Origin of the sequence: Pseudomonas sp. B1(2018) (assembly GCF_003097365.1) — a bacterium.
Lineage (GTDB): Bacteria > Pseudomonadota > Gammaproteobacteria > Pseudomonadales > Pseudomonadaceae > Aquipseudomonas > Aquipseudomonas laurylsulfatiphila.
The window spans coordinates 203,440-224,516 of record NZ_PYUK01000003.1 but is presented as its reverse complement, the minus strand read 5'-3'; the positions used below and the strand labels follow the sequence as shown (position 1 = coordinate 224,516).

17 protein-coding genes are annotated in these 21,077 nt (G+C 60.7%); 7 read left to right on the top strand and 10 right to left on the bottom strand.

Annotation, left to right across the window (positions count from 1 at the left end):
* Positions 1-107: 107 nt before the first annotated feature.
* From C9422_RS06175 to C9422_RS06155, 5 genes are all read left to right on the top strand, one after another.
* Positions 108-1,442: a TRZ/ATZ family hydrolase gene (locus C9422_RS06175; RefSeq protein WP_116580022.1), complete on the top strand. Its 1,335-nt coding sequence runs from the start codon at positions 108-110 to the stop codon at positions 1,440-1,442.
* Positions 1,443-1,499: 57 nt separating this feature from the next.
* Positions 1,500-2,198, top strand: a complete 699-nt coding sequence (gene ubiG / locus C9422_RS06170; protein WP_007985381.1) for a bifunctional 2-polyprenyl-6-hydroxyphenol methylase/3-demethylubiquinol 3-O-methyltransferase UbiG — start codon at positions 1,500-1,502, stop codon at positions 2,196-2,198.
* A gap of 4 nt (positions 2,199-2,202) precedes the next feature.
* Positions 2,203-2,874, top strand: coding sequence for an N-acetylmuramic acid 6-phosphate phosphatase MupP (mupP, locus tag C9422_RS06165; protein ID WP_116580021.1), 672 nt, complete (start codon positions 2,203-2,205; stop codon positions 2,872-2,874).
* Positions 2,875-2,963: 89 nt separating this feature from the next.
* Complete coding sequence (locus C9422_RS06160) at positions 2,964-3,704, top strand: YciK family oxidoreductase (RefSeq protein ID WP_007999919.1); 741 nt, start codon at positions 2,964-2,966, stop codon at positions 3,702-3,704.
* 364 nt (positions 3,705-4,068) lie between these two features.
* Positions 4,069-4,995 carry a GGDEF domain-containing protein gene (locus tag C9422_RS06155; protein WP_116580020.1) on the top strand — a complete coding sequence of 309 codons (927 nt, stop codon included), beginning with the start codon at positions 4,069-4,071 and terminating at the stop codon, positions 4,993-4,995.
* A gap of 151 nt (positions 4,996-5,146) precedes the next feature.
* Here the strand turns inward: C9422_RS06155 and C9422_RS06150 are convergent, their stop codons facing one another.
* The 7 genes from C9422_RS06150 to C9422_RS06120 all read right to left on the bottom strand — a co-directional run bounded on the left by C9422_RS06150 (position 5,147) and on the right by C9422_RS06120 (position 13,010).
* Complete coding sequence (locus C9422_RS06150) at positions 5,147-5,908, bottom strand: TenA family transcriptional regulator (protein ID WP_256356713.1); 762 nt, start codon at positions 5,906-5,908, stop codon at positions 5,147-5,149.
* Between the two features lie 76 nt (positions 5,909-5,984).
* Positions 5,985-8,444, bottom strand: coding sequence for an EAL domain-containing protein (locus C9422_RS06145; protein ID WP_116580018.1), 2,460 nt, complete (start codon positions 8,442-8,444; stop codon positions 5,985-5,987).
* A gap of 167 nt (positions 8,445-8,611) precedes the next feature.
* Entirely contained in the window at positions 8,612-10,429 is a 1,818-nt protein-coding gene (locus C9422_RS06140; RefSeq protein WP_116580017.1) for an ABC transporter ATP-binding protein, read from the bottom strand.
* Complete coding sequence (locus C9422_RS06135; protein WP_116580016.1) at positions 10,422-11,057, bottom strand: DsbA family protein; 636 nt, start codon at positions 11,055-11,057, stop codon at positions 10,422-10,424. Before C9422_RS06135 ends, C9422_RS06140 begins: the two co-directional genes overlap by 8 nt.
* 3 nt (positions 11,058-11,060) lie before the next feature.
* A complete protein-coding gene (locus C9422_RS06130; protein WP_007973664.1) occupies positions 11,061-12,002 on the bottom strand; it encodes a rhodanese-related sulfurtransferase in 942 nt (313 codons plus the stop codon).
* Between the two features lie 171 nt (positions 12,003-12,173).
* Entirely contained in the window at positions 12,174-12,473 is a 300-nt protein-coding gene (locus tag C9422_RS06125; protein WP_116580015.1) for a BolA family transcriptional regulator, read from the bottom strand.
* Between the two features lie 12 nt (positions 12,474-12,485).
* Complete coding sequence (locus tag C9422_RS06120; protein WP_007973670.1) at positions 12,486-13,010, bottom strand: DUF2059 domain-containing protein; 525 nt, start codon at positions 13,008-13,010, stop codon at positions 12,486-12,488.
* A gap of 191 nt (positions 13,011-13,201) precedes the next feature.
* Between C9422_RS06120 and C9422_RS06115 the strand changes: the two genes are divergently transcribed.
* Entirely contained in the window at positions 13,202-14,596 is a 1,395-nt protein-coding gene (locus tag C9422_RS06115) for a class II fumarate hydratase (RefSeq protein ID WP_095966336.1), read from the top strand.
* A 131-nt stretch (positions 14,597-14,727) separates the two neighbouring features.
* On the opposite strand, the gene C9422_RS06110 is transcribed toward C9422_RS06115, so the two are convergent.
* The 3 genes from C9422_RS06110 to pap all read right to left on the bottom strand — a co-directional run bounded on the left by C9422_RS06110 (position 14,728) and on the right by pap (position 18,742).
* Positions 14,728-15,687, bottom strand: a complete 960-nt coding sequence (locus C9422_RS06110) for a DMT family transporter (protein ID WP_116580014.1) — start codon at positions 15,685-15,687, stop codon at positions 14,728-14,730.
* A gap of 244 nt (positions 15,688-15,931) precedes the next feature.
* Positions 15,932-17,116 (bottom strand): thiolase family protein, encoded by a 1,185-nt coding sequence (locus C9422_RS06105; protein WP_116580013.1) that lies wholly within the window; start codon positions 17,114-17,116, stop codon positions 15,932-15,934.
* Positions 17,117-17,218: 102 nt separating this feature from the next.
* Positions 17,219-18,742, bottom strand: a complete 1,524-nt coding sequence (pap, locus tag C9422_RS06100; RefSeq protein ID WP_116580012.1) for a polyphosphate:AMP phosphotransferase — start codon at positions 18,740-18,742, stop codon at positions 17,219-17,221.
* A gap of 275 nt (positions 18,743-19,017) precedes the next feature.
* On the opposite strand from pap, the gene mnmC reads away from it, so the two are divergent.
* On the top strand, positions 19,018-20,997 hold the full coding sequence (gene mnmC, locus C9422_RS06095) for a bifunctional tRNA (5-methylaminomethyl-2-thiouridine)(34)-methyltransferase MnmD/FAD-dependent 5-carboxymethylaminomethyl-2-thiouridine(34) oxidoreductase MnmC (protein WP_116580011.1): 1,980 nt from the start codon (positions 19,018-19,020) through the stop codon (positions 20,995-20,997).
* The last annotated feature ends 80 nt before the right edge of the window (positions 20,998-21,077 follow it).

Here is a 21,077-nt window from a genome sequence, read left to right as displayed (position 1 = left end):
CCTCACCCCGCACTCATGAACAAAAGCCGCCGATTATAGCGATCCCCCCGCGAAGACGCTCGGGTATACTTCGCCATCCTTTACAAAAGCACTGGAACCGACCCTCGATGCCGAACACTGCCGCTGCGCTCGACCTGTTATTGCTGCCGACCTGGCTGGTACCCGTCGAACCCGCTGGTGTCGTCCTCAAGGAACATGGCGTGGGCATCCGTGATGGACGCATCGTGTTTATCGGCCCACGTTCCGCCGCACTGAAGCTTAACGCAACCGAAATCCGCGAATTGCCCGACATGCTGCTCAGCCCCGGCCTGATCAATGCCCACGGGCACGCGGCGATGACCCTGTTCCGCGGCCTGGCCGATGACCTGCCATTGATGACCTGGCTGGAAAACCACATCTGGCCCGCCGAAGCCAAGTGGGTCGACGAGGACTTCGTGCGCGACGGCACCGACCTTGCCATCGCCGAGCAAATCAAAGGCGGCATCACCTGCTTCTCTGACATGTACTTCTTCCCGAAGGTTGCCAGCGAACGCGTGCACAACAGCGGCATTCGCGCGCAGATCGCGATTCCGATCCTCGATTTCCCTATTCCGGGCGCCGCTACGGCGGACGAAGCCATTCGTCAGGGCGTTGAACTGTTTGGCGATCTCAAGCACCACGAGCGCATCAAAATCACCTTCGGCCCCCACGCACCCTACACCGTGGGCGACGAAAACCTGGAAAAAATCCGGGTGATCGCCGAGGAACTGGACGCCTCGATCCACATGCACGTGCATGAAACCGCCTTCGAAGTGCAGCAAGCGGTCGAGCAGCGCGGTGAACGCCCGCTGGCCCGCCTGGCGCGCCTGGGCTTGCTGGGGCCGCGCTTCCAGGCGGTTCACATGACCCAGATCAGCGATGAAGACCTGGCCCTGCTGGTAGAAAGCAACAGCAATGTGATTCATTGCCCGGAGTCGAACCTGAAGCTGGCCAGCGGGTTCTGCCCGGTCGAGCGTTTGTGGGAGGCCGGGGTCAATGTCGCGGTCGGCACCGATGGCGCGGCGAGTAACAATGACCTCGACCTGCTCGGCGAAACCCGCACCGCGGCCCTGCTGGCCAAAGCTGTCGCCGGCTCGGCCACCGCGCTGGATGCCCATCGCGCCTTGCGCATGGCCACCCTCAATGGCGCCCGGGCCCTGGGTATCGAGGCCGAAACCGGCTCGCTGGAAATCGGCAAGGCCGCGGACATGGTGGCTTTCGACCTCTCCGGCCTGGCCCAGCAACCGGTCTACGACCCGGTTTCCCAGCTTATATACGCCACCGGTCGGGACTGCGTGAAACACCTTTGGGTGGCCGGCAGGCAACTGCTCGACGACCGTCGCCTGACACGCCTGGATGAACAACAGCTTGGCGCTGTCGCGAAGGCCTGGGGCCAGCGCATCAGCGGCCGTACCGAATCGTAAGCACCCCGGAACACATCCGGGGCAACAGGATTTTTCAAGTTTCAGAGGACTTAAACCATGAGCAACGTCGACTACGCCGAAATCGCCAAATTCGAGGCCCTGGCCCATCGCTGGTGGGACCGCGAAAGCGAATTCAAACCGCTGCACGACATCAACCCGCTGCGGGTCAACTGGATTGACGAGCGGGTCAATCTGGCCGGCAAGAAAGTCCTCGACGTCGGTTGCGGCGGCGGCATCCTCAGCGAAGCCATGGCCCAGCGCGGCGCAACCGTGATGGGTATCGACATGGGCGAAGCGCCGCTGGCGGTTGCCCAGCTGCATCAGCTGGAGTCGGGGGTCAACGTCGAATACCGGCAGATCACCGCCGAAGCCCTGGCCGAGGAAATGCCCGAGCAGTTCGACGTGGTCACCTGCCTGGAAATGCTTGAGCACGTGCCAGACCCGTCTTCGGTCATCCGCGCCTGCTTCCGCATGGTCAAGCCCGGCGGCCAGGTGTTCTTCTCGACCATCAACCGCAACCCCAAGGCGTACCTGTTCGCCATCGTCGGCGCCGAATACATCATGAAGCTGCTGCCGCGTGGCACCCACGACTTCAAGAAGTTCATCCGCCCTTCCGAGCTCGGTGCCTGGAGTCGCATGGCCGGCCTGACCGTCAAGGACATCATCGGCCTGACCTACAACCCGCTGACCAAGCACTACAAGCTGGCCGCCGATGTGGACGTCAATTACATGATCCAGACACTGCGCGAGGAGTAAGCCGATGCGAATCAGAGCAGTTCTTTTCGACATGGACGGCACTCTGCTCGACACCGCGCCAGACTTCATTGCGATCTGTCAGGCGATGCGTGCCGACCGCGGCTTGCCCCCGATGAACGACAAGCACATCCGCGACGAGATTTCCGGCGGCGCCAGGGCAATGGTCGCCGTGACCTTCGCCATGGATCCGGAATCGCCGGGTTTCGAAGCCTTGCGCCTGGAGTTCCTGGAGCGCTACCTCGTCGGTTGTGCGGTGCACAGCAAGCTGTTCGACGGCATGGCCGAGTTGCTCGCCGATATCGAGAAAGCCAACCTGATCTGGGGCGTGGTCACCAACAAGCCATTGCGCTTCGCGGAGCCGATCATGCAACAACTGGGGCTGTCCGAGCGTTCGGCGCTACTGATCTGCCCGGATCACGTGAAGAACAGCAAGCCGGACCCGGAGCCGCTGATCCTGGCCTGCAAGATGCTCGACCTGGACCCGGCCAGCGTGCTGTTCGTTGGCGACGACCTGCGCGACATCGAGTCGGGCCGTGATGCCGGCACCCGGACGGCTGCAGTGACCTTCGGCTACATCCACCCTGACGATAACCCGCGTCACTGGGGTGCGGACGTGGTGGTGGATCATCCGCTGGAGTTGCGCAAGGTTTTGGATAGCGCCCTCTGTGGCTGCTGATTAACGTCAAAAGATCGCAGCCTTCGGCAGCTCCTACAGGGGGCTGCGATCTTTTCAGCTCTATTGATGGATTATGTAGAGGTTTTTTTATGTTTGATTATTCCGCCCGCCCCGAACTGCTCAAGGATCGGGTCATCCTGGTCACCGGCGCAGGACGCGGCATCGGTGCCGCAGCGGCAAAGACTTACGCAGCCCACGGCGCAACCGTGTTGCTGCTGGGCAAGACCGAAGCCAACCTGACCCAGGTCTACGACGAAATCGAAGCCGCCGGGCATCCACAACCGGCAGTGATCCCGTTCAACCTCGAAACCGCCCTGCCCCATCAGTACGATGAGCTGGCGGCGATGATCGAAAGCGAATTCGGGCATCTCGACGGCCTGCTGCACAATGCCTCGATCATCGGCCCGCGCACGCCGATCGAGCAGCTTTCCGGCGAAAACTTCATGCGGGTCATGCAAGTCAACGTCAATGCCATGTTCATGCTCACCAGCACATTGCTGCCGTTGCTCAAGCTGTCGCAGGACGCCTCGGTGGTGTTCACTTCCAGCAGCGTCGGCCGCAAAGGGCGTGCGTACTGGGGCGCTTACGGCGTCTCTAAATTCGCGACCGAAGGCCTGATGCAAACTCTGGCTGACGAAGTCGATACCGTGGCCCCGGTGCGCTCCAACAGCATCAACCCGGGCGCTACCCGCACCAGCATGCGCGCCCAGGCCTACCCGGGGGAAAACCCGCTGAACAACCCGACGCCCGAGGAGATCATGCCGGTCTACCTTTACCTGATGGGCCCGGACAGCACCGGTATCAATGGTCAGGCCTTCAACGCCCAATAAGACCATACGTCGCTTATCGGTGCCGCGCCGGCTTCCCGCCGCGGCACTCGAAGACACCCCGGCACCTGTCAAACAACCGTCACACGCTGCGCCATACCGGTAGTAGTCGAAGCACAACCATTTGATTTAATACGAATTTTATTTTGATGAACCGAATGGCACGACTTTCGCTCTAAGTTTGCTCAGACACGCAACGTGAAAGCAGACGGGGTGAAGCGTGAGTGCAGTCGTTACTCATCTTCCAGAAAGCAGATTAAACTTGTACGAAATGTCCTACGGGACTGATGGACCAGTACGACGCGCAGCCCTAAGCCGCTCTCACCCTGCTTGTAAGACAGCCTTACTGCTCAGGGGCGCACGCCTAATGAAACCACCTTCCCAGACCAACGCAATTGACTTCGATAGCGCCAAATTGCAGCGCCTGGGCTTTGGTCAGCAGCCGCCTCTTCTGGAACGGCCCGTCAGCCTTGCGCAAATGCGCCAGCAACTGGGCCTGCAACTGCAAACCAGTCTGGAACCGCAACGCATTCTTGGGACTTTCTATCGCGAGATTCAGCGATTGGTGCCGTTGGACGCCTTGTGTTACCTGCACAAAAGCAGTGATCTGCGCCTGGAATTCGGCCAGCGTGGCCACCATTCCATCAGTTACAACCTCAGCCACGATGGCGAACACCTGGGTGAACTGATTTTCCGCCGCAATCAACGTTTCAGCGAACAGGAACAGGGCAATCTCGAATCGCTGCTGGCCGCGCTGCTGTTTCCGATGCGCAACGCGCTGCTTTACCGTACTGCCACCCAGAGCGCACTGCGCGACCCGCTGACGGGCACCGGTAACCGCATCGCCATGGACCAGACGCTGCAGAGGGAAATCGAGCTGTCCCGGCGCCATCTGCAACCGTTATCGGTGCTGATGCTGGACATCGATCATTTCAAGCTGGTCAATGACACCCATGGCCACAGCACGGGTGATCACGTGCTCAAGGCGGTTGCCGCCTCGATCAAAAACCAGCTACGCAATGTCGACATGGTGTTCCGCTATGGCGGTGAAGAGTTCCTGATACTGCTGTCCAATACCAGCCGCGAAGCCGCGGCCATGGTGGGTGAACGGCTGCGGTTTGCGGTGCAATCCGAAGAGTACCTGGTCGACGGTCAGACGATCTTGCTGACAGTCAGCCTCGGCTGTTCGACCCTGTTGCCCGGCGAGTCCGCCGACAGCCTGTTGCGACGGGCAGACAGTGCGCTGTATGTGGCCAAGCGCGAAGGGCGTAATCGGCTGGAGATGGCGGGCTGAGTCATTAGCTGCGACACAAGACAATGTGGGAGCGGGCTTGCTCGCGAAGGCGGCGTATCAGCTGACATCTAAGCTGAATGACACTCCGCTTTCGCGAGCAAGTCGAATCGTCGCACCGCCGCTCCCACAGTTTTATTGCGTGATAGCTGAATCAGCCTTCGGCCAATGCCATCCGCTCACGCACGACCGGTGCCCGCTCTGCGTGCTCCAATTGCATGCAACGCTCGAGAAACAGGTACATGTAGTCGTAACTCTTGCAAACGGCCTGGCGCAGTTCCACCTGCAGGGCTTTGCTCGGGTTGGTGCCCGCCAATGTGCAGATGATTTCCAGGGCTTCCCACGGATGGGCATCGTCGTACTGGGCATGCATCTTCAGCCACTTCATCGCCCGCTTGCGATCCTCCTCGGGGAACGAGGCGGCGTAGATACCGTTGGAACAAACCACCGCCGACCATTCACCGGTCGCTCCCTCGATGGCGTAGTTGGTGGCGGCAATCGCAACGATCAGCGAGTCGGCCGAACTGGTGTGCCAGCACCAATGGCTCAACGCGTGAAGCTCCGGTGCAACCTGCTGTGCCTGCAGGTCCTCCAGGCTGACACCGTGCGCGCGACTCCAATGCACCCAGTAATCGGCGTGGTTCAATTCGACGCGGATGTTGCGCATCAGCCAGCGACGGGCCATGTCTTCGCCGGGATGACGAGCGAAGCGGGTCTTGGTCAGGTTTTGTGCCATATACAACGCGAACTGTTCGACCACCGGCCAGCCACCGATCAGGTACTGGCGCATGGTCTTCGCACTGAGTTTGTTGTCTCGCATGCGTTGGTACAGTTCGTGTTCGACAACCCGGCGCTTGCTCTCGCTGCAATCCTGGATCAGGCGCTGGGCCCAGGCAGGGTAACTTGCAGCTTCCATGAGCGGTCCGGTTCGGTTGAATGTGTCGATCACTGTCGAGCTCCTTTTGATTGTGATTGTAAGACCGGCAGGAATTTCAACGGAACGTGCCAGGGGCCTTGAACAACATCGGCTGTGGCCTGGCAGGACGACTCAACAAGCTATCGCTGGTAAACAGATGCGGGCGTTCAATCACATACCCTTGAGCGTAATCCACCCCGATCTCCAGCAATGCCTGCTCGATCTGGGGCGTTTCGACAAACTCGGCAATCGTGCGTTTACCCATGACATGGCCGATGTGATTGATCACCTCGACCATGGCGCGGTTAATCGGGTCGTCCAGCATATCCTTTACGAAACTCCCGTCGATCTTCAAGAAGTCTACAGGCAAATGTTTCAGGTACGCGAATGAGGACATTCCGGCACAAAAGTCGTCCAGTGAAAAATGGCATCCTAAGCCCTTGAGTTCATTAATGAATCTAATGGCACTGCCAAGATTTGAAATAGCACTGGTTTCAGTAATTTCAAAACAAATCATTTCAGGCGGAATCGAATGCGTCACAAACTGTTCACGCAGGAAGTCCAGGAACGCTTCATCCCCGATCGTCGTGCCTGACAGATTGATCGCACACATGGCCAGCGGGCCCTGGCCTTGCTCGGCCCGGCATTGGGCAATGATCTTGAACACGTTCTGCACCACCCAACGATCAAGCGAGCTCATCAGGCCATAACGCTCGGCAGCCGGAATGAAGCTGTCGGGCAAGATCATCCGCCCGGCTTCATCATGCAAACGCAGCAGAATTTCAATATGCCCGCCGTCCCGCTCGACATGACCCAAGGGGACGATTTCCTGTGCGTACAGACAGAATCGATCTTCCTCCAGCGCCATGTGCAAACGTTGCACCCAGGCCATTTCGCCGAAACGCAGGGACAGTTCCGAGTCATCCGGATGATAAACCTGGACCCGGTTGCGGCCCTTTTCCTTGGCCATGTAGCACGCCATGTCAGCAGCACGCAGCGAAACTTCGAGCGTCGTCGGATTCTGCGCGACATGAACCAGCCCGATGCTGACAGTGGTGACGAAAGGTCGACCCTTCCAGACAAAATGCAGATTTTGCACAGTCTGGCGCAGGCTTTCGGCAATTTTCTCCGCCGCTTCCGGCGCGCAGTTTTCCAGCAGGATGCCGAACTCGTCACCGCCAAGGCGCGCCAGGGTATCGCCTTCGCGCAGCCCCGATTGCAGCAAGGCGCAGATATGCCGCAACAGTTCGTCGCCCGCCGCATGGCCGCAGGTATCGTTGACCAGTTTGAACTGATCCAGATCGAGGAACATCAGCGCATGGCGCCCCGAGTAGCGGGTCAGGTTGTGCAGCGCCTGTTCCAGGCGATATTCGAACTCACGGCGATTGGCGAGTCCGGTCAAGGCATCGTGCGTCGCCTGCCATGACAGATTGGCGATGTATTGCCGCTCCTGGGTCATGTCATGCAGCACCAGCACCGTCCCGCTGACTTTGCCGGCATTGCGGATGGGCGCGCCCACCAGCGTGACCGACACCGTGCTGCCGTCCAGGCGTTGAATCAGCCTGGAGTGCTCGCTGCCGCCACTGAGCTGGCCGCTGAGAATATGCTCGATAAGGGTGAAGCCATCGGTCTGGGCCTCTTCGTCCAACAGGTTGAACAGCGCCGCCAGCGGCAAGCCTGTCGCCTGCTCGGCCTTCCAGTGGGTCAATGCCTCGGCCGCCGGATTCATGTAGGCAATCGCACCGGAAACATCGGTGGTGATCACGCCGTCGCCAATCGATTGCAGGGTGATCTGCGCCCGTTCTTTCTCAAGCTGCAGCGCATCGGCGAAGGCATGGCGCTGCTTGAGCAGCTTGTGGGTGCGCATCAGCGCCAGTGCAATCAATCCAAGCGCAGTGGCGAGGTTAGTCAGCAGCAGCAGACGAAGAATGACCCGCGACCCTTCCCCCAGCGCATCACTGAAGGCTTTCGCAGCCGGAGTCACTTCATCATTGATCGCGAAGATCTGCTCCTTCCAGCGCTGGATATCCGCAACAGAGGCAGGCCTGGCATTGATGTGCTGATGCATGTCCCTGGCAACGTCGTCGAGCTTGGCCAGATAGGCATCCCCAACGGTCCACAGGTCGATGGCTTTTTCGAGGTAACTGAAGTGACGAAAGTTGAGGTACAGCCAGATCAGGCTGGAAACGTCGTCCGGGTGGTTGCCGCCCTTGAGAATCGCCAGGCGCGCCGCTTCGATGTTCGGCGGATGCTGATCCAGCGCCACACGCAATTCATGCCCGCCTTGGGGCACGGAAATGGCGTTCTGGTACTTATGAAATGTCCCTTCGTCGCCGCTGTCGGCGTAGAGGTTGAGGTAATAGATGGCATCTTTCTGGCCCTTGGACCAAAGGCTTTCGCCGGCAACATAGCCGCGAACAGCCGACAGCACATAAAGGCTAACGCCGCCCAGCAAGGCTTGAAACAACACAACGGCGATAAATGGCCAGACAATGCCCAACAACCGTGGCGTTCCGAGAGTCCGCGTTTGATTCATGAGGTCCCTTGCATTAGCACTGCTTGCTCGTCTTCCGGACGAAATCGCTAACGCTAGACTAGGTTGCGATTCCGATCCCGGCAAGCGACAAGCTATGCCCGGAGGGTGTATCGCGGCCACTGAATTCGGCCGCGACGATGTTTTTTTATAATATTGATGACATCCGGCTACAACCGCTGCAAGTGACCGTATAGCTTGGCGTACAAACCACCGTCGGCAATCAGTTGTTGATGATCGCCATCTTCTGCGATCTGGCCGCCGTCGAACACCAGCACTCGGTCGGCCTGTTTCACCGCAGACAGGCGGTGGGCAATGATCAACGTGGTGCGGTTGCTCAGAAACCGCGCCAGGGCCTGGTGCAGGTTGTATTCGGTGGCGGCATCCAGCGCAGAGGTGGCTTCGTCGAGAATCACCACCTTGGGCTCGGCCAGCACCATCCGGGCGATGGCCAGGCGTTGGCGCTGTCCGCCGGACAAACGCACGCCGGAGCGCCCGACGACGCTGTCCAGGCCATTCGGCAAATCCCGTACCGTGCCGTGCAATTGGGCGATTTCCAGTGCATGCCAGCAAGCCTCGTCACTGCGCTCGCGACCCATGGTCAGGTTGGCCCGGATAGTGTCGTTGAACAGCGCCGGATGTTGCAGGACCACGGCAACATTTTCCCGCACGGTTTCCAGACCAATCTCCTGCTGGGTCGAACCGCCAAAGCGAATGGTTCCGGCCAACGGCGTGTACAAGCCCAGCAGCAGTTGCACCAGCGTGCTCTTGCCCCCGCCACTGGCGCCGACGATCGCGACCTTTTCGCCGGGGGCGATGGACAGGTTCATCTGGTTCAGGACCAGTTCATCGCCATAACCAAAGCTCAACCCTTGTACTTCCAGCCCGACCGTCTCGCGCCCGATGAACGGGTCGACGCCGCCCGGGTATTCAGGCTCATCCGCGCGCGACAGCAGCTCATTGATCCGCGACAGCGCACCACCGGCAGCGTAGTAGGCATATTGCAGGTTCAGCAGCTGTTCGACCGGACCGATCATGAACCACAGGTAGCTGAACACCGCGAGCATCTGGCCGATGGACAGGTCGGAGAACAACACCGTGAGCATGGCCGCAGCGCGGAAAATATCGATGCCGAACTGGAACAACAAACCGCTGGCCCGGTTCGACGCGTCGGTTTTCCATTGCGAATTCACCGCATAGTCGCGCACGTCACGAGCGCGTTGCCCCAAGCGACCGAGGAAAAACCCCTGACGGTTGCCGGCGCGAACTTCCTGGATGGCATCGAGGGTTTCGGTCAGCGCCTGGGTAAAGCGCGAAGTGCTGTCGTTCTCGAGCTTCTTCAGGTGCTTGACCCGTTTGCCCAACTGCACCGTGGCGTAGATCACCAGCGGGTTGAACAGCAGGATCAGCAATGCCAGTTTCCAGTGCATCCACATCAGAATGCCCGCCGTACCGACCAGGGTCAGCATGGCCACGAGGAAACGGCTCAGGGTTTCACCGACGAATTTGTCCAGCGTGTCCAGATCGGTGACCAGATGCGTGGTCACCGTGCCGCTGCCCAGGCTTTCGTATTCACCCAGCGAGATACGCTTGAGCCGTTCGATCAGGCGTATGCGAATGCGGTAGACGATGTCCTTGGCCAACCCGGCGAACAATTTCGCCTGCACCACGTTGAACAGCAACGCCGTACACCTCAGGGTCAAGGTCACCAGCAGCATCAGGCCGATGTAGCCCGCCGCTTTTTGCCAGCCTTCGGGCAGCGCGTGGTTCATGATCTTCAACGCGGCGTCACCGTGCCCCAGCAACACCTCGTCCACCAGCAACGGCAGGAGCAAGGGAATCGGCACGCTGCACAAGGTCGCCAGCACGGCCACGCCGTTGGCGATCCAAAGGGACTTCTTGTGATGCAGGGCCAGACGACGGATTTCCGCCCAGCTCAGACGGTCGACACGTTTAGCGGCAGCGACGTCATCGGGCAAGTCATGCACAGGCAGCGCGCTCCAGCCAGCGGCCGAGCAGCGGGGACAGCACACTCAGAGGCTGATAGCCGTTGGTCAGCAATGCCAATTGACCCTTGCGCTCAGCGAGCAATGTAGGAAAACCGGCGATGCCCAGGTCCTGGACCCAGGTGAAATCGGCGGCGGTGGCGGCGTGCATGTCAGCCCGATCGAAAGCGCCGGCGAACTCGATGCGCGGCAGACCGGCCTGTTCTGCCAACTCGACCAACACGCTGGCCTGGGTGACATCGCGGCCTTCGGCATAAAATGCGTGCTGAATCAGCCCGAGCAGTTTCAACGCGCAATCCGGCGCCAGGCTGCGCGCCGTCACCAAGGCCCGGCAGGCCGGTTCGGTATCGTAGACAAAACCGTCGGGCAGCGCGCCGTCGAGCTTGAACGGCTGGCCAGTGGCCTCGTTGACCGCCTGCCAATGCTCAAAAATATAGCGTCGGGTGGTCGGCTCCAGCGCCGCACCGCTACCGGTGCGCAAACCACCCACGATCAGATGCACATCCACACCCGCGGCTTGCGCCTGCTCGACCAGCGCGTTGGCCACCGGGGCGAACCCCCAGCACCAGGAACACATCGGATCCATCACATAGAGCAGGCGCGCAGACATGGTTCAGGCCTCGGTGGATGCTTGCTTGTAGTTGTAGCCGATCGGGTGAGGCTGGTTACGAGCCTTGGCCAGCTCGATCTGCTTCTGCCGGTCGATGGCACTGCGACGGGTCTTCTCACTCAGCTTATCCCAGCAATGCGGGCAACTGATGCCGGCCACGTAATGCTCGGACGCGCGGTCTTCGATGCTGACCGGTGTGCGGCAGGCATGACATTGATCGTAGTCACCTTCGCTCAGGTCGTGACGCACGGTCACGCGGTTGTCGAACACGAAGCAGTCGCCCTGCCACTTGGTTTCTTCCTGCGGCACCTCTTCGAGGTACTTCAGGATGCCGCCCTTGAGGTGGTAGACCTCACCGAAGCCCTCGCTGAGCATGTAGCTCGACGCCTTCTCGCAGCGGATGCCGCCGGTGCAGAACATCGCGACCTTCTTGTGCACGGCCGGATCGAAGTTGGCTTTGATGTAGTCGGGAAATTCGCGAAAACTGGTGGTTTTCGGGTCGATGGCGCCTTCGAAGGTGCCAATCGAGACTTCGTAATCGTTACGGGTGTCGATCAACAGCACTTCCGGGTCGCTGATCAGCGCGTTCCAGTCTTGCGGGTCGACGTAGGTACCGACCTTCTTGTTCGGGTCCACGCCTTCCACGCCAAGGGTGACGATTTCTTTCTTGAGTTTGACTTTGGTGCGGTAGAACGGCTGCTCGTCGCAGTACGACTCTTTATGGTCGATGTCGTCCATGCGCGGATCGTTCTTGAGCCAGGCCATCAGCCCGTCGATGCCTTCGCGGCTGCCGGACACGGTGCCGTTGATGCCTTCTTCGGCAATCAGCAGGGTGCCTTTGATGCCGTTGTCGATCATCGCTTGCAGCAGGGGCTCGCGCAGGGCGACGTAATCTTCCAGGGTGACGAACTTATACAGTGCCGCCACGACAATCTGTTGTGTCATGGGTAAATCTCCAGGTGGCTACCCTCGTAAGGGGTGAACCGGATGCGAAAAAAAACGCGCCGGGTGAGCGGCGCGTTGGGCATTCTAACAAAAAAGATCGCAGCCTGCGGCAGCTCCTACATGGGAATACAATTTCCTGTAGGAGCTGCCGCAGGCTGCGATCTTTTGATCTTAATGCTTGCTGCCGCCAGCACAGGTCGGCGAGGCCGGAGCCGCGTCGATCTGTGCCCATTCCTCTGGCGTGTAGGTATGCAGCGCCAACGCATGGAACTCGCCCATCAGCTCGCCTAGCGTGCCGTAGACTTTCTGGTGACGCTTGACCCGATTCAGGCCATCGAACTGCGCGCTGACCACCACGGCCTTGAAATGGGTTTGCAGCCCAAGGCTGTGCATGTGGCTCTCATCCAGCACTTGCAGATGCTCGGGCTGAAGCAGCGCCAGCGTCGATTCGATGCGTTGTTGCATAGTCATACCGAACTCCGCTTAAGGCTTTTTCTTGGCGGGTGCAGCCGCGTCTTTCGGGGTCAGCTCGGCGGTCATGTCAGCCAGCAGCTTGTTGACCACCGGCACCGCGCTTTCCAGCTTGGACTGGGTCATCTGGGCCGATTGCTGGGTCAGCTGGGGCATTTTTTCCATGACTTTCTTGCCCAGTGGCGACTGGTAGAACGCAACCAGGTCCTTGAGCTCGGATTCGCTGAAGTTGCTGGTGTACAGCTTGACCATGTCCGGCTTCAGCTTGTTCCAGCCAATGGCCTGGTCCAGAGCGGCGTTAGCCTTGGCCTGGTAGGTTTCCAGTACGGCTTTTTTCGATTCAGGGGCTTTGGTCTGTTCGAAACGCTGGGCAAACATCTGCTGTACTTGCATGTACACCGGGGTGCCCAGTTTGTCAGCATGCGCCATGGTCAGGAAAGCCTCGGCACTGGCGTTATGGCTGGCGGTGTCGGCGAGAACCTGGCCGCTGGCGCAGACCAAAGCAACGGCGGTACAGATGGCACGAAGACGAGTCATCGAGTTTCCTTTTCTAGCTGGCGAGGTAAGACCCCAAGGGCCTCCATTCTGCGCCTAAAAAAGTGTGTCGCTCAACCCCAAGCCTTGTCGCACCTGATTTAGAGGGGTTGAATGGTCAAATACAGACTGATGGAACCACGGCCGTCGATCACGGCCTAAACTGCGCAATCGGACCTACAGGAGTGAGCAAGATGAGCCGTATCGAAACCGACAGCCTCGGCCAGGTTGAAGTCCCGGATGAAGCCTATTGGGGTGCTCAGACGCAACGCTCGCTGATCAACTTCGCCATCGGCAACGAACGCATGCCGCTGGCGGTGTTGCATGCCCTGGCGCTGATCAAGAAAGCCGCGGCGCGGGTCAATGATCGCAACGGCGACCTGCCCGCCGATATCGCCCGTCTGATCGAGCAGGCCGCCGACGAGGTGCTCGCCGGCGACCACGACGACCAGTTTCCGCTGGTGGTCTGGCAAACCGGCAGTGGCACCCAGAGCAACATGAACGTCAACGAAGTGATCGCCGGTCGCGCCAACGAGCTGGCCGGCAACCCCCGTGGCGGCAAGTCCCCGGTGCACCCCAACGATCACGTCAATCGCTCCCAGAGCTCCAACGACTGCTTCCCCACCGCCATGCACATCGCCGCCGTCCAGGCGGTGCAACAGCACTTGCTGCCGGCGATCAGCGAGCTGTCCGGCGGCCTGGCCGAGCTGGCTGCTCGTCATATGAAGCTGGTCAAGACCGGTCGCACCCACATGATGGATGCGACACCGATCAGCTTCGGCCAGGAAATCTCCGCCTTCATTGCGCAACTCGATTACGCCGAGCGGGCGATCCGCAGCGCACTGCCTGCGGTCTGCGAGCTGGCCCAGGGCGGCACTGCGGTCGGTACCGGGCTGAATTCGCCCCACGGTTTCGGTGAAGCCATCGCCGCCGAACTGGCCGCCCTCTCCGGCTTGCCGTTTATCACCGCGCCGAACAAATTCGCCGCACTGGCCGGCCATGAGCCGCTGACCACGCTGTCCGGCGCACTGAAAACCCTCGCCGTGACCCTGATGAAAATCGCCAACGACCTGCGCCTGCTGGGCTCCGGGCCCCGCGCCGGCTTTGCCGAAGTCAGGCTCCCGGCCAATGAACCGGGCAGCTCGATCATGCCGGGCAAGGTCAACCCGACCCAGTGCGAAGCGCTGTCGATGCTGGCCTGCCAGGTGCTGGGCAATGACGTCGCTATCGGCTTTGCGGCCAGTCAGGGCCACTTGCAGTTGAACGTGTTCAAACCGGTGATCATCCATAACCTGCTGCAATCGATCCGATTGCTCGGTGATGGCTGCAGCAACTTCCAGCAGCATTGCGTGGCCGGCCTGGAGCCGGATGCGGAAAAAATGGCTGAACACCTGGAACGTGGCTTGATGCTGGTGACGGCGCTGAACCCGCACATTGGTTACGACAAATCGGCGGAGATCGCCAAGAAGGCCTATAGCGAAGGACTGACCTTGCGTGAGGCGGCGTTGCAGTTGGGGTATCTGACCGATGAGGAATTCGATGCCTGGGTAAGGCCGGAGAATATGCTGGAGGCCGGGGCCAAGGGCTGAATTCTGTAGCGCCTGATAGTCCGTCATCGCGGGCAAGCCACGCTCCCACAGATTTTGCGTCGTTGACAATTTTCATGAACGACTCGAAACCTGTGGGAGCGTGGCTTGCCCGCGATGAACGATGACGCGGTCTAACTGGCTGCCATCCGCACCTTCCGCGCCTTCAACCCCGCAATCAACGATGGCCCCAACGCCACCAGCGCCGACCCCAGCACCACCAGCACCGCACCGCCATAACCCAACCCATTGATCGTCTCGGCATGCACATAGTCGGGCCACAGCCATGCCGCCATGGCAACCGCCGCAAAAGTCACCAACGGCGTGATGGCCAGCGTCGCGCTGACCCGGGAAGCTTCCCAGTGGGCCAGGGCCTCGGCAAACGCGCCATAGGCAATCAGGGTGTTGAGGCAGCACGCCAGCAGCAACCAACCCTGCAAGGGGTTCAGTTGCAGCGCTTCGAGCGGATGCACCCAGGGCGTCAGCAGCGCCGCGCAAAACAGGTAGATCACCATCATCACCTGCAGCGAGTTCCACACCGTCAGCAATTGCTTCTGCCCCAGGGCATAGAAGGTCCAGACCGTGGACGCCAGCAGCACCAGCAGCACGCCGGCGGTGTAGTCGGTCAGCGACGTGAGCAATTCACTCAAACGCTGGTTGAAGAACAGCGCAAAGCCGATCAGCAGCACCAGCAAGCCAATCCCCTGCCCCAGGCTGAAGCGTTCCTTGAACACAAACAGACTGGCGATCAGCAGCATGATCGGCCCCATCTGCACCACCAGTTGCGCGGTGCCGGGGCTGAGCAGGTTCAGGCCCATCAAATACAGGACATAGTTGCCCACCAGGCCGAGCACAGCCATCAGCACCAGCCAGCCACCGCGAGGACCGAGCACTTTGCGGCTGGGCAGGCGCCTGGTAGCCGCCAGGTAAATGAACAGGCAACCGCCAGACACCAGCAGGCGAAACCAGGTCACCGTCACCGGGTCCATCACCAGCAACACTTGCTTGAGCTTGATCGGCAGGATTCCCCACAACAACGCGGTCAGCAAGGCCAGGAACAGACCGTAAACCCAGCGACCCGATGAAATGTGCATGTGAACCCCGAAGCCAACTGACAGGAGCCGTCATTCTAGGCGCACGGCGGTGACGCACACAGGGACAGTTACGGTCTGGCCGCGAATGAAACTGTGCAGGTCGTAATCTTCGGGGGATGATTTTAGACCGCGGCGCGCCCATCGCGAGCAAGCTCGCTCCCACAGGTTCTTTGGTCACCACAAAACCTGTGGGAGCGAGCTTGCTCGCGATGGCTATCTAACTGACAACGAGGAACATCGAGGCTTACCGCACCGCTTCAAACAACCCCGTAGCCCCCATCCCCCCACCCACGCACATGGTGACGATGCCGTAACGCAAATTGCGCCGCTGCAATTCACGCACAAGGTGCCCGACCTGACGCGAACCGGTCATGCCGAACGGGTGGCCGATGGAAATCGAGCCGCCGTTGACGTTGTACCGGGCGTTGTCGATTTCCAGGCGATTACGGCTATAGAGGCACTGCGAAGCGAACGCCTCGTTGAGTTCCCACAGATCGATGTCGGCAACTTGCAAGCCTTTGGCCTTGAGCAGTTTCGGCACCGAAAACACCGGGCCGATGCCCATCTCGTCCGGTGCGCAACCAGCCACGGTAAAACCGCGAAAGAAGGCTTTCGGCTTGAGCCCCAGTTCCAGTGCCTTTTCCAGGCTCATCACCAGGGTCATGGACGCGCCGTCCGACAGTTGCGAAGAGTTGCCGGCCGTGACCGAGCCATCTTCGGCGAACACCGGTTTCAAGCCGGCCAGGCTTTCCAGGGTGGTGTCGGGGCGGTTGCAGTCGTCGCGGTCGACAATGCCGTCGAGGATCTGCGCCTGGCCGGTCGCCTTGTCTTCGACGCGGTACTTCACCGCCATCGGCACGATTTCATCAGTGAACAGCCCGGCGGCCTGAGCCTCGGCGGTACGCTGCTGGCTTTGCAGCGCGTACAGGTCCTGCTCTTCCCGGCTGACGTTGTACCGACGCGCGACGATTTCAGCCGTCTGGCCCATCGGGAAGTAGATGCCCGGCACCTGCTCCTTGAGCAGCGGGTTGATCAGGTTGTCGGTGTTGACGCTTTTCATGGTCAGGCTGATGGACTCGACGCCACCGGCGACGATGATGTCGCTGCAACCCGAAGCGATCTGGTTGGCGGCGATGGCGATCGCCTGCAAGCCCGAGGAACAGAAGCGGTTGAGGGTCATGCCGGCCGTGCCGATGCCCAGGCGCGACAGCACCGCGACATTGCGCCCGATATTGAAACCCTGGGCGCCTTCGTTGGAACCGGCGCCAACGATGCAGTCCTCGACGCTTGCCGGATCGATACCGGTGCGCGCCAACAGGGCATCGACGCAGTGTGCCGCCATGTCGTCCGGGCGGGTCATGTTGAATTTGCCGCGAAAGGATTTGGCCAGGCCGGTCCGCACGCTGTCGACGATCACCACTTCACGCATGGCATACCTCATTGTTGTTGTCGGTTGAGAGTGGACCGAGCATAAGTCCAGCCCTTCACCGACCGCGACAATCATTCACCCCGCGTATGCGCAACCATCGCCTCAATCCTTGTCCTTCTGCTTCTTGCGCTCATGCCGGTCGGATTTTTCAAAAGCCTCCTCCAGTGCCCGGTTGATGGTGCGCAAGACTTTGACTCGCGCCCAGCGCTTGTCGTTGGCTTCCACCAGGGTCCATGGCGCAATCTCGGTGCTGGTACGGTCGACCATGTCGCCGACCGCTGCGCGATAGTCATCCCATTTTTCACGGTTGCGCCAGTCATCTTCAGTGATCTTGAAGCGCTTGAAGGAAATCTTTTCGCGCTCCTCAAAGCGCTCCAGTTGCGTCCGTTTGTCGATGGACAGCCAGAACTTGACCACGATCACACCGGCGTCGACGAGTTGTTCCTCGAAATCGTTGATTTCGCCGTAGGCACGCAGCCAGTCTGCCGGACTGCAAAACCCTTCGATGCGCTCCACCAACACCCGTCCATACCAGGAGCGGTCGAACACGGTGAACTTGCCCCGGGCCGGGAGGTGCCGCCAGAAGCGCCACAGATAGGGTTGCGCCCGCTCCTCTTCGGTGGGTGCGGCAATCGGCACGATGCTGTATTGGCGCGGATCAAGCGCCGCCGCCACCCGGCGGATCGCCCCGCCCTTGCCTGCCGCGTCGTTGCCCTCGAACACCGCCACCAGCGCATGGCGACGCATGCGTTTATCACGCATCAACCCGGAAAAACGCGCCTGCTCGGTGATCAGCTGTTCTTCGTAATCCTCCTTCTCCAGGTGCAGGCTCAGGTCCAGGCTGTCGAGCAGGTTCACTTGATCGACACTGGGGAACACTGGCGCTGCGCTGACCTTCTCCGGATGGATCGTTGGCCGTTGCAATGCGCCCTGCAGGCCCGCCAGCAGAATCCGCCCCACGGCCAGACTGCGATAATGGGCATCCGCCCCGGCGATCACATGCCAGGGTGCATAGTCGCGGCTGGTACGGCGCAGCACCCGCTCGCCATACTTCACGAACCTGTCGTAGGTTTCCGATTGCTGCCAGTCCAGCGGGCTGATGCGCCAGCTGTGCAGCGGGTCGTCGGCCAGCGCCTTGAGGCGTGCCTTCATTTGCTTCTTGGAAAGGTGAAACCAGAACTTGAAGATCAGCGCACCTTCATCGCAGAGCATCTTTTCCAGGCGCTCGGCGGCATTGATCGCCTGGTCGAGTCGCGGATCCTTGAACTCACCGTGGACCCGCCCCTGCAACATCTGGCTGTACCAGTTGCCGAAGAAAATCCCCATGCGGCCCTTGGCCGGAAGCATCCGCCAGTAGCGCCAGGCCGGCGGCCGTGCCAGTTCTTCGTCGGTTTGCTGATCGAAGGTACGGACCTCGATCAGGCGCGGATCCATCCACTCATTAAGCAACTTGATCGTCTCGCCCTTGCCGGCACCTTCGATGCCATTGATCAAAATGATCACCGGAAAGCGGCGTTGCTGCTGCAATTCGAACTGCGCATCCAGCAACGCTTCGCGCAGGGCCGGTTCTTCGGCGTCATAGGTTTCTTTGTCGATGGCGTGATCGATTTCGGCGGATTCGAACATGGATGACTCCCTTCCAGATGTGAGCAAGACTAGCGGATTGAACTGAAGGCCAGCAGAGTTTTTCCCTAACGCCACCAACACCTGTGGCGAGGGGGCTTGCCCCCGTTCGGCTGCGAAGCAGTCGTAAAACCAGCCAACCGGATTTACCTGACAGACCCAGTAGGCTGATTTCAGGGCCGCTTCGCGACCCAACGGGGGCAAGCCCCCTCGCCACAAAGAGCTTGGCCACGCGGTCAATCGGCTAGAATGGCGACCTTGCCGTTGCCGAGCCTGCCATGAAACCTGTATTGCCCCACGCCCAACTCGACTGGGACGACCAAGGTCGCCCGTATTCGCGAGTGTTCGATGATGTGTATTTCTCCGACAAATCGGGGCTGGACGAAACCCGCTACGTGTTCATCGAGCAGAACCGTTTGGCGGAGCGCTTTGCGGCCTTGCCCGACGGCGGGCGGCTGGTCATCGGTGAAACGGGGTTTGGCACCGGGCTGAATTTCCTGTGCGCCTGGCAGGTGTTCGAGCAACACGCCGCGACCGGTGCGCGGCTGCATTTTGTCAGCGTCGAAAAGTACCCGTTGAGCCCGGCCGACTTGCAACGAGCCCTGGCGCTGTGGCCGGAACTCAAGGTGTTTGCCGATCAACTGCTTGAGCAGTACGTAGCCATCCATCAGGGCTTTCAGCGCCTGACACTCGACCACGGTCGCGTCACCCTGACCCTGCTGATCGGCGACGCGCTGCAACAACTGCCCCAACTCGACGCCCGGATCGACGCCTGGTTCCTCGACGGTTTCGCTCCGGCGAAAAACCCTGACATGTGGACCGCCGAACTGTTTGCCGAACTGGCGCGCCTGGCCGCGCCCGGTGCCTCCATCAGCACCTTCACCAGCACCGGTTGGGTGCGTCGCCTGCTCAACGCCGCCGGTTTCAAGATGAAACGCACCCCGGGCATCGGCCACAAATGGGAAATCCTGCGTGGCGAGTTCCTCGGCTGGCCCCACGACGTACCCGCTCCGGCGCCTGACAAACCCTGGTTTGCCCGACCTGCACCGCCGAGCGGCGAACGCCGGGCACTGGTGATCGGCGCAGGGCTGGCCGGTTGTGCCAGCGCCGCCAGCCTGGCCGCACGCGGCTGGCAAGTGACGTTGCTGGAGCGTCACGACGACATCGCCCGGGAAGCTTCGGGCAATCCGCAGGGCGTGCTCTACCTGAAGTTATCGGCCCATGGCACGACGCTGTCGCAAATGATCGTCAGCGGATTCGGCTACACCCGGCGACTGCTCGAACACTTGCAACGGGGCCGCGACTGGGACGATTGCGGCGTGTTGCAACTGGCCTTCAATGCCAAGGAAGCCGAACGCCAGGCGCAATTGGCGGCGGCGTTTGCGCCGGACCTGTTGCACCTGCTGGATCAATCCAGGGCCCAGGCCGTGGCCGGGATCGGGCTGGAACACGGGGGCCTGTTCTATCCGCAAGGCGGCTGGGTCCACCCACCGGCGCTGTGCCAGTGGCAGGCCGGACATCCGCAGGTCCAACTGCTCACGCATTGCGATGCGCTGGAACTGCGCAAGGTCGAGGATCAGTGGCAAGCCTGGAACGGCGAGCAATTGCTTGCCAGCGCCCCCGTGGTGGTTCTCGCCGGTGCTGCGGAAATCCAGCGTTTCCCCGAGAGTGCCGGGTTGCCGCTCAAACGCATCCGCGGGCAAATCACCCGCCTGGCGCAAACACCGCAAAGCCAGGCCCTGAGCACTGTGGTGTGCGCCGAAGGTTATGTCGCTCCGGCACGCTTGGGCGAACACACCCTGGGGGCCAGTTTCGATTTCAACAGCGATGACCTGACGCCGACCACGGCTGAACACCTGGGCAACCTGGCCATGCTCGAGGAGATTTCCCACGATCTGGTCGAGCGCCTGGAGATCGACCGCCTCGACCCCGAGAGCCTCCAGGGGCGCGCCGCGTTTCGCTGTACCAGTCCCGACTACCTGCCAATCGTCGGCCCTTTGGCCGACACCCAGGCCTTCGCTCAGGCCTATGTCGCGCTGGGCAAGGACGCCCGACAGGTGCCGGACATCGAATGCCCGTGGCTCGACGGTTTGTACGTCAACAGCGGCCACGGCTCGCGCGGCCTGATCACCGCGCCGCTGTCCGGAGAACTGCTGGCAGCCTGGCTGGACAACGAACCCCTGCCGTTGCCCAGAAGCGTGGCCGAAGCCTGTCATCCCAACCGGTTTGCGTTACGGCGCCTGATCCGGGGCAAATAGCCGATACCGCCGTCGAGAGCGCCCGCACAGCGGCTCTCGGCCCCGGCTTCGCCCGCTTATAACTCATCGATATAAAACTC

Bases quoted from the DNA above. Each gene is read 5' to 3' on its own strand.
- mnmC (WP_116580011.1), top strand. From the start codon at position 19,018: ATGAAACCTGTATTGCCCCACGCCCAACTCGACTGGGACGACCAAGGT.
- C9422_RS06150 (WP_256356713.1), bottom strand. From the start codon at position 5,908: ATGGAAGCTGCAAGTTACCCTGCCTGGGCCCAGCGCCTGATCCAGGAT.
- C9422_RS06110 (WP_116580014.1), bottom strand. From the start codon at position 15,687: ATGCACATTTCATCGGGTCGCTGGGTTTACGGTCTGTTCCTGGCCTTG.
- C9422_RS06175 (WP_116580022.1), top strand. From the start codon at position 108: ATGCCGAACACTGCCGCTGCGCTCGACCTGTTATTGCTGCCGACCTGG.
- pap (WP_116580012.1), bottom strand. From the start codon at position 18,742: ATGTTCGAATCCGCCGAAATCGATCACGCCATCGACAAAGAAACCTAT.
- C9422_RS06105 (WP_116580013.1), bottom strand. From the start codon at position 17,116: ATGCGTGAAGTGGTGATCGTCGACAGCGTGCGGACCGGCCTGGCCAAA.
- mupP (WP_116580021.1), top strand. From the start codon at position 2,203: ATGCGAATCAGAGCAGTTCTTTTCGACATGGACGGCACTCTGCTCGAC.
- C9422_RS06125 (WP_116580015.1), bottom strand. From the start codon at position 12,473: ATGACTATGCAACAACGCATCGAATCGACGCTGGCGCTGCTTCAGCCC.
- C9422_RS06130 (WP_007973664.1), bottom strand. From the start codon at position 12,002: ATGACACAACAGATTGTCGTGGCGGCACTGTATAAGTTCGTCACCCTG.
- C9422_RS06145 (WP_116580018.1), bottom strand. From the start codon at position 8,444: ATGAATCAAACGCGGACTCTCGGAACGCCACGGTTGTTGGGCATTGTC.
- C9422_RS06120 (WP_007973670.1), bottom strand. From the start codon at position 13,010: ATGACTCGTCTTCGTGCCATCTGTACCGCCGTTGCTTTGGTCTGCGCC.
- C9422_RS06160 (WP_007999919.1), top strand. From the start codon at position 2,964: ATGTTTGATTATTCCGCCCGCCCCGAACTGCTCAAGGATCGGGTCATC.
- C9422_RS06135 (WP_116580016.1), bottom strand. From the start codon at position 11,057: ATGTCTGCGCGCCTGCTCTATGTGATGGATCCGATGTGTTCCTGGTGC.
- ubiG (WP_007985381.1), top strand. From the start codon at position 1,500: ATGAGCAACGTCGACTACGCCGAAATCGCCAAATTCGAGGCCCTGGCC.
- C9422_RS06155 (WP_116580020.1), top strand. From the start codon at position 4,069: ATGAAACCACCTTCCCAGACCAACGCAATTGACTTCGATAGCGCCAAA.
- C9422_RS06115 (WP_095966336.1), top strand. From the start codon at position 13,202: ATGAGCCGTATCGAAACCGACAGCCTCGGCCAGGTTGAAGTCCCGGAT.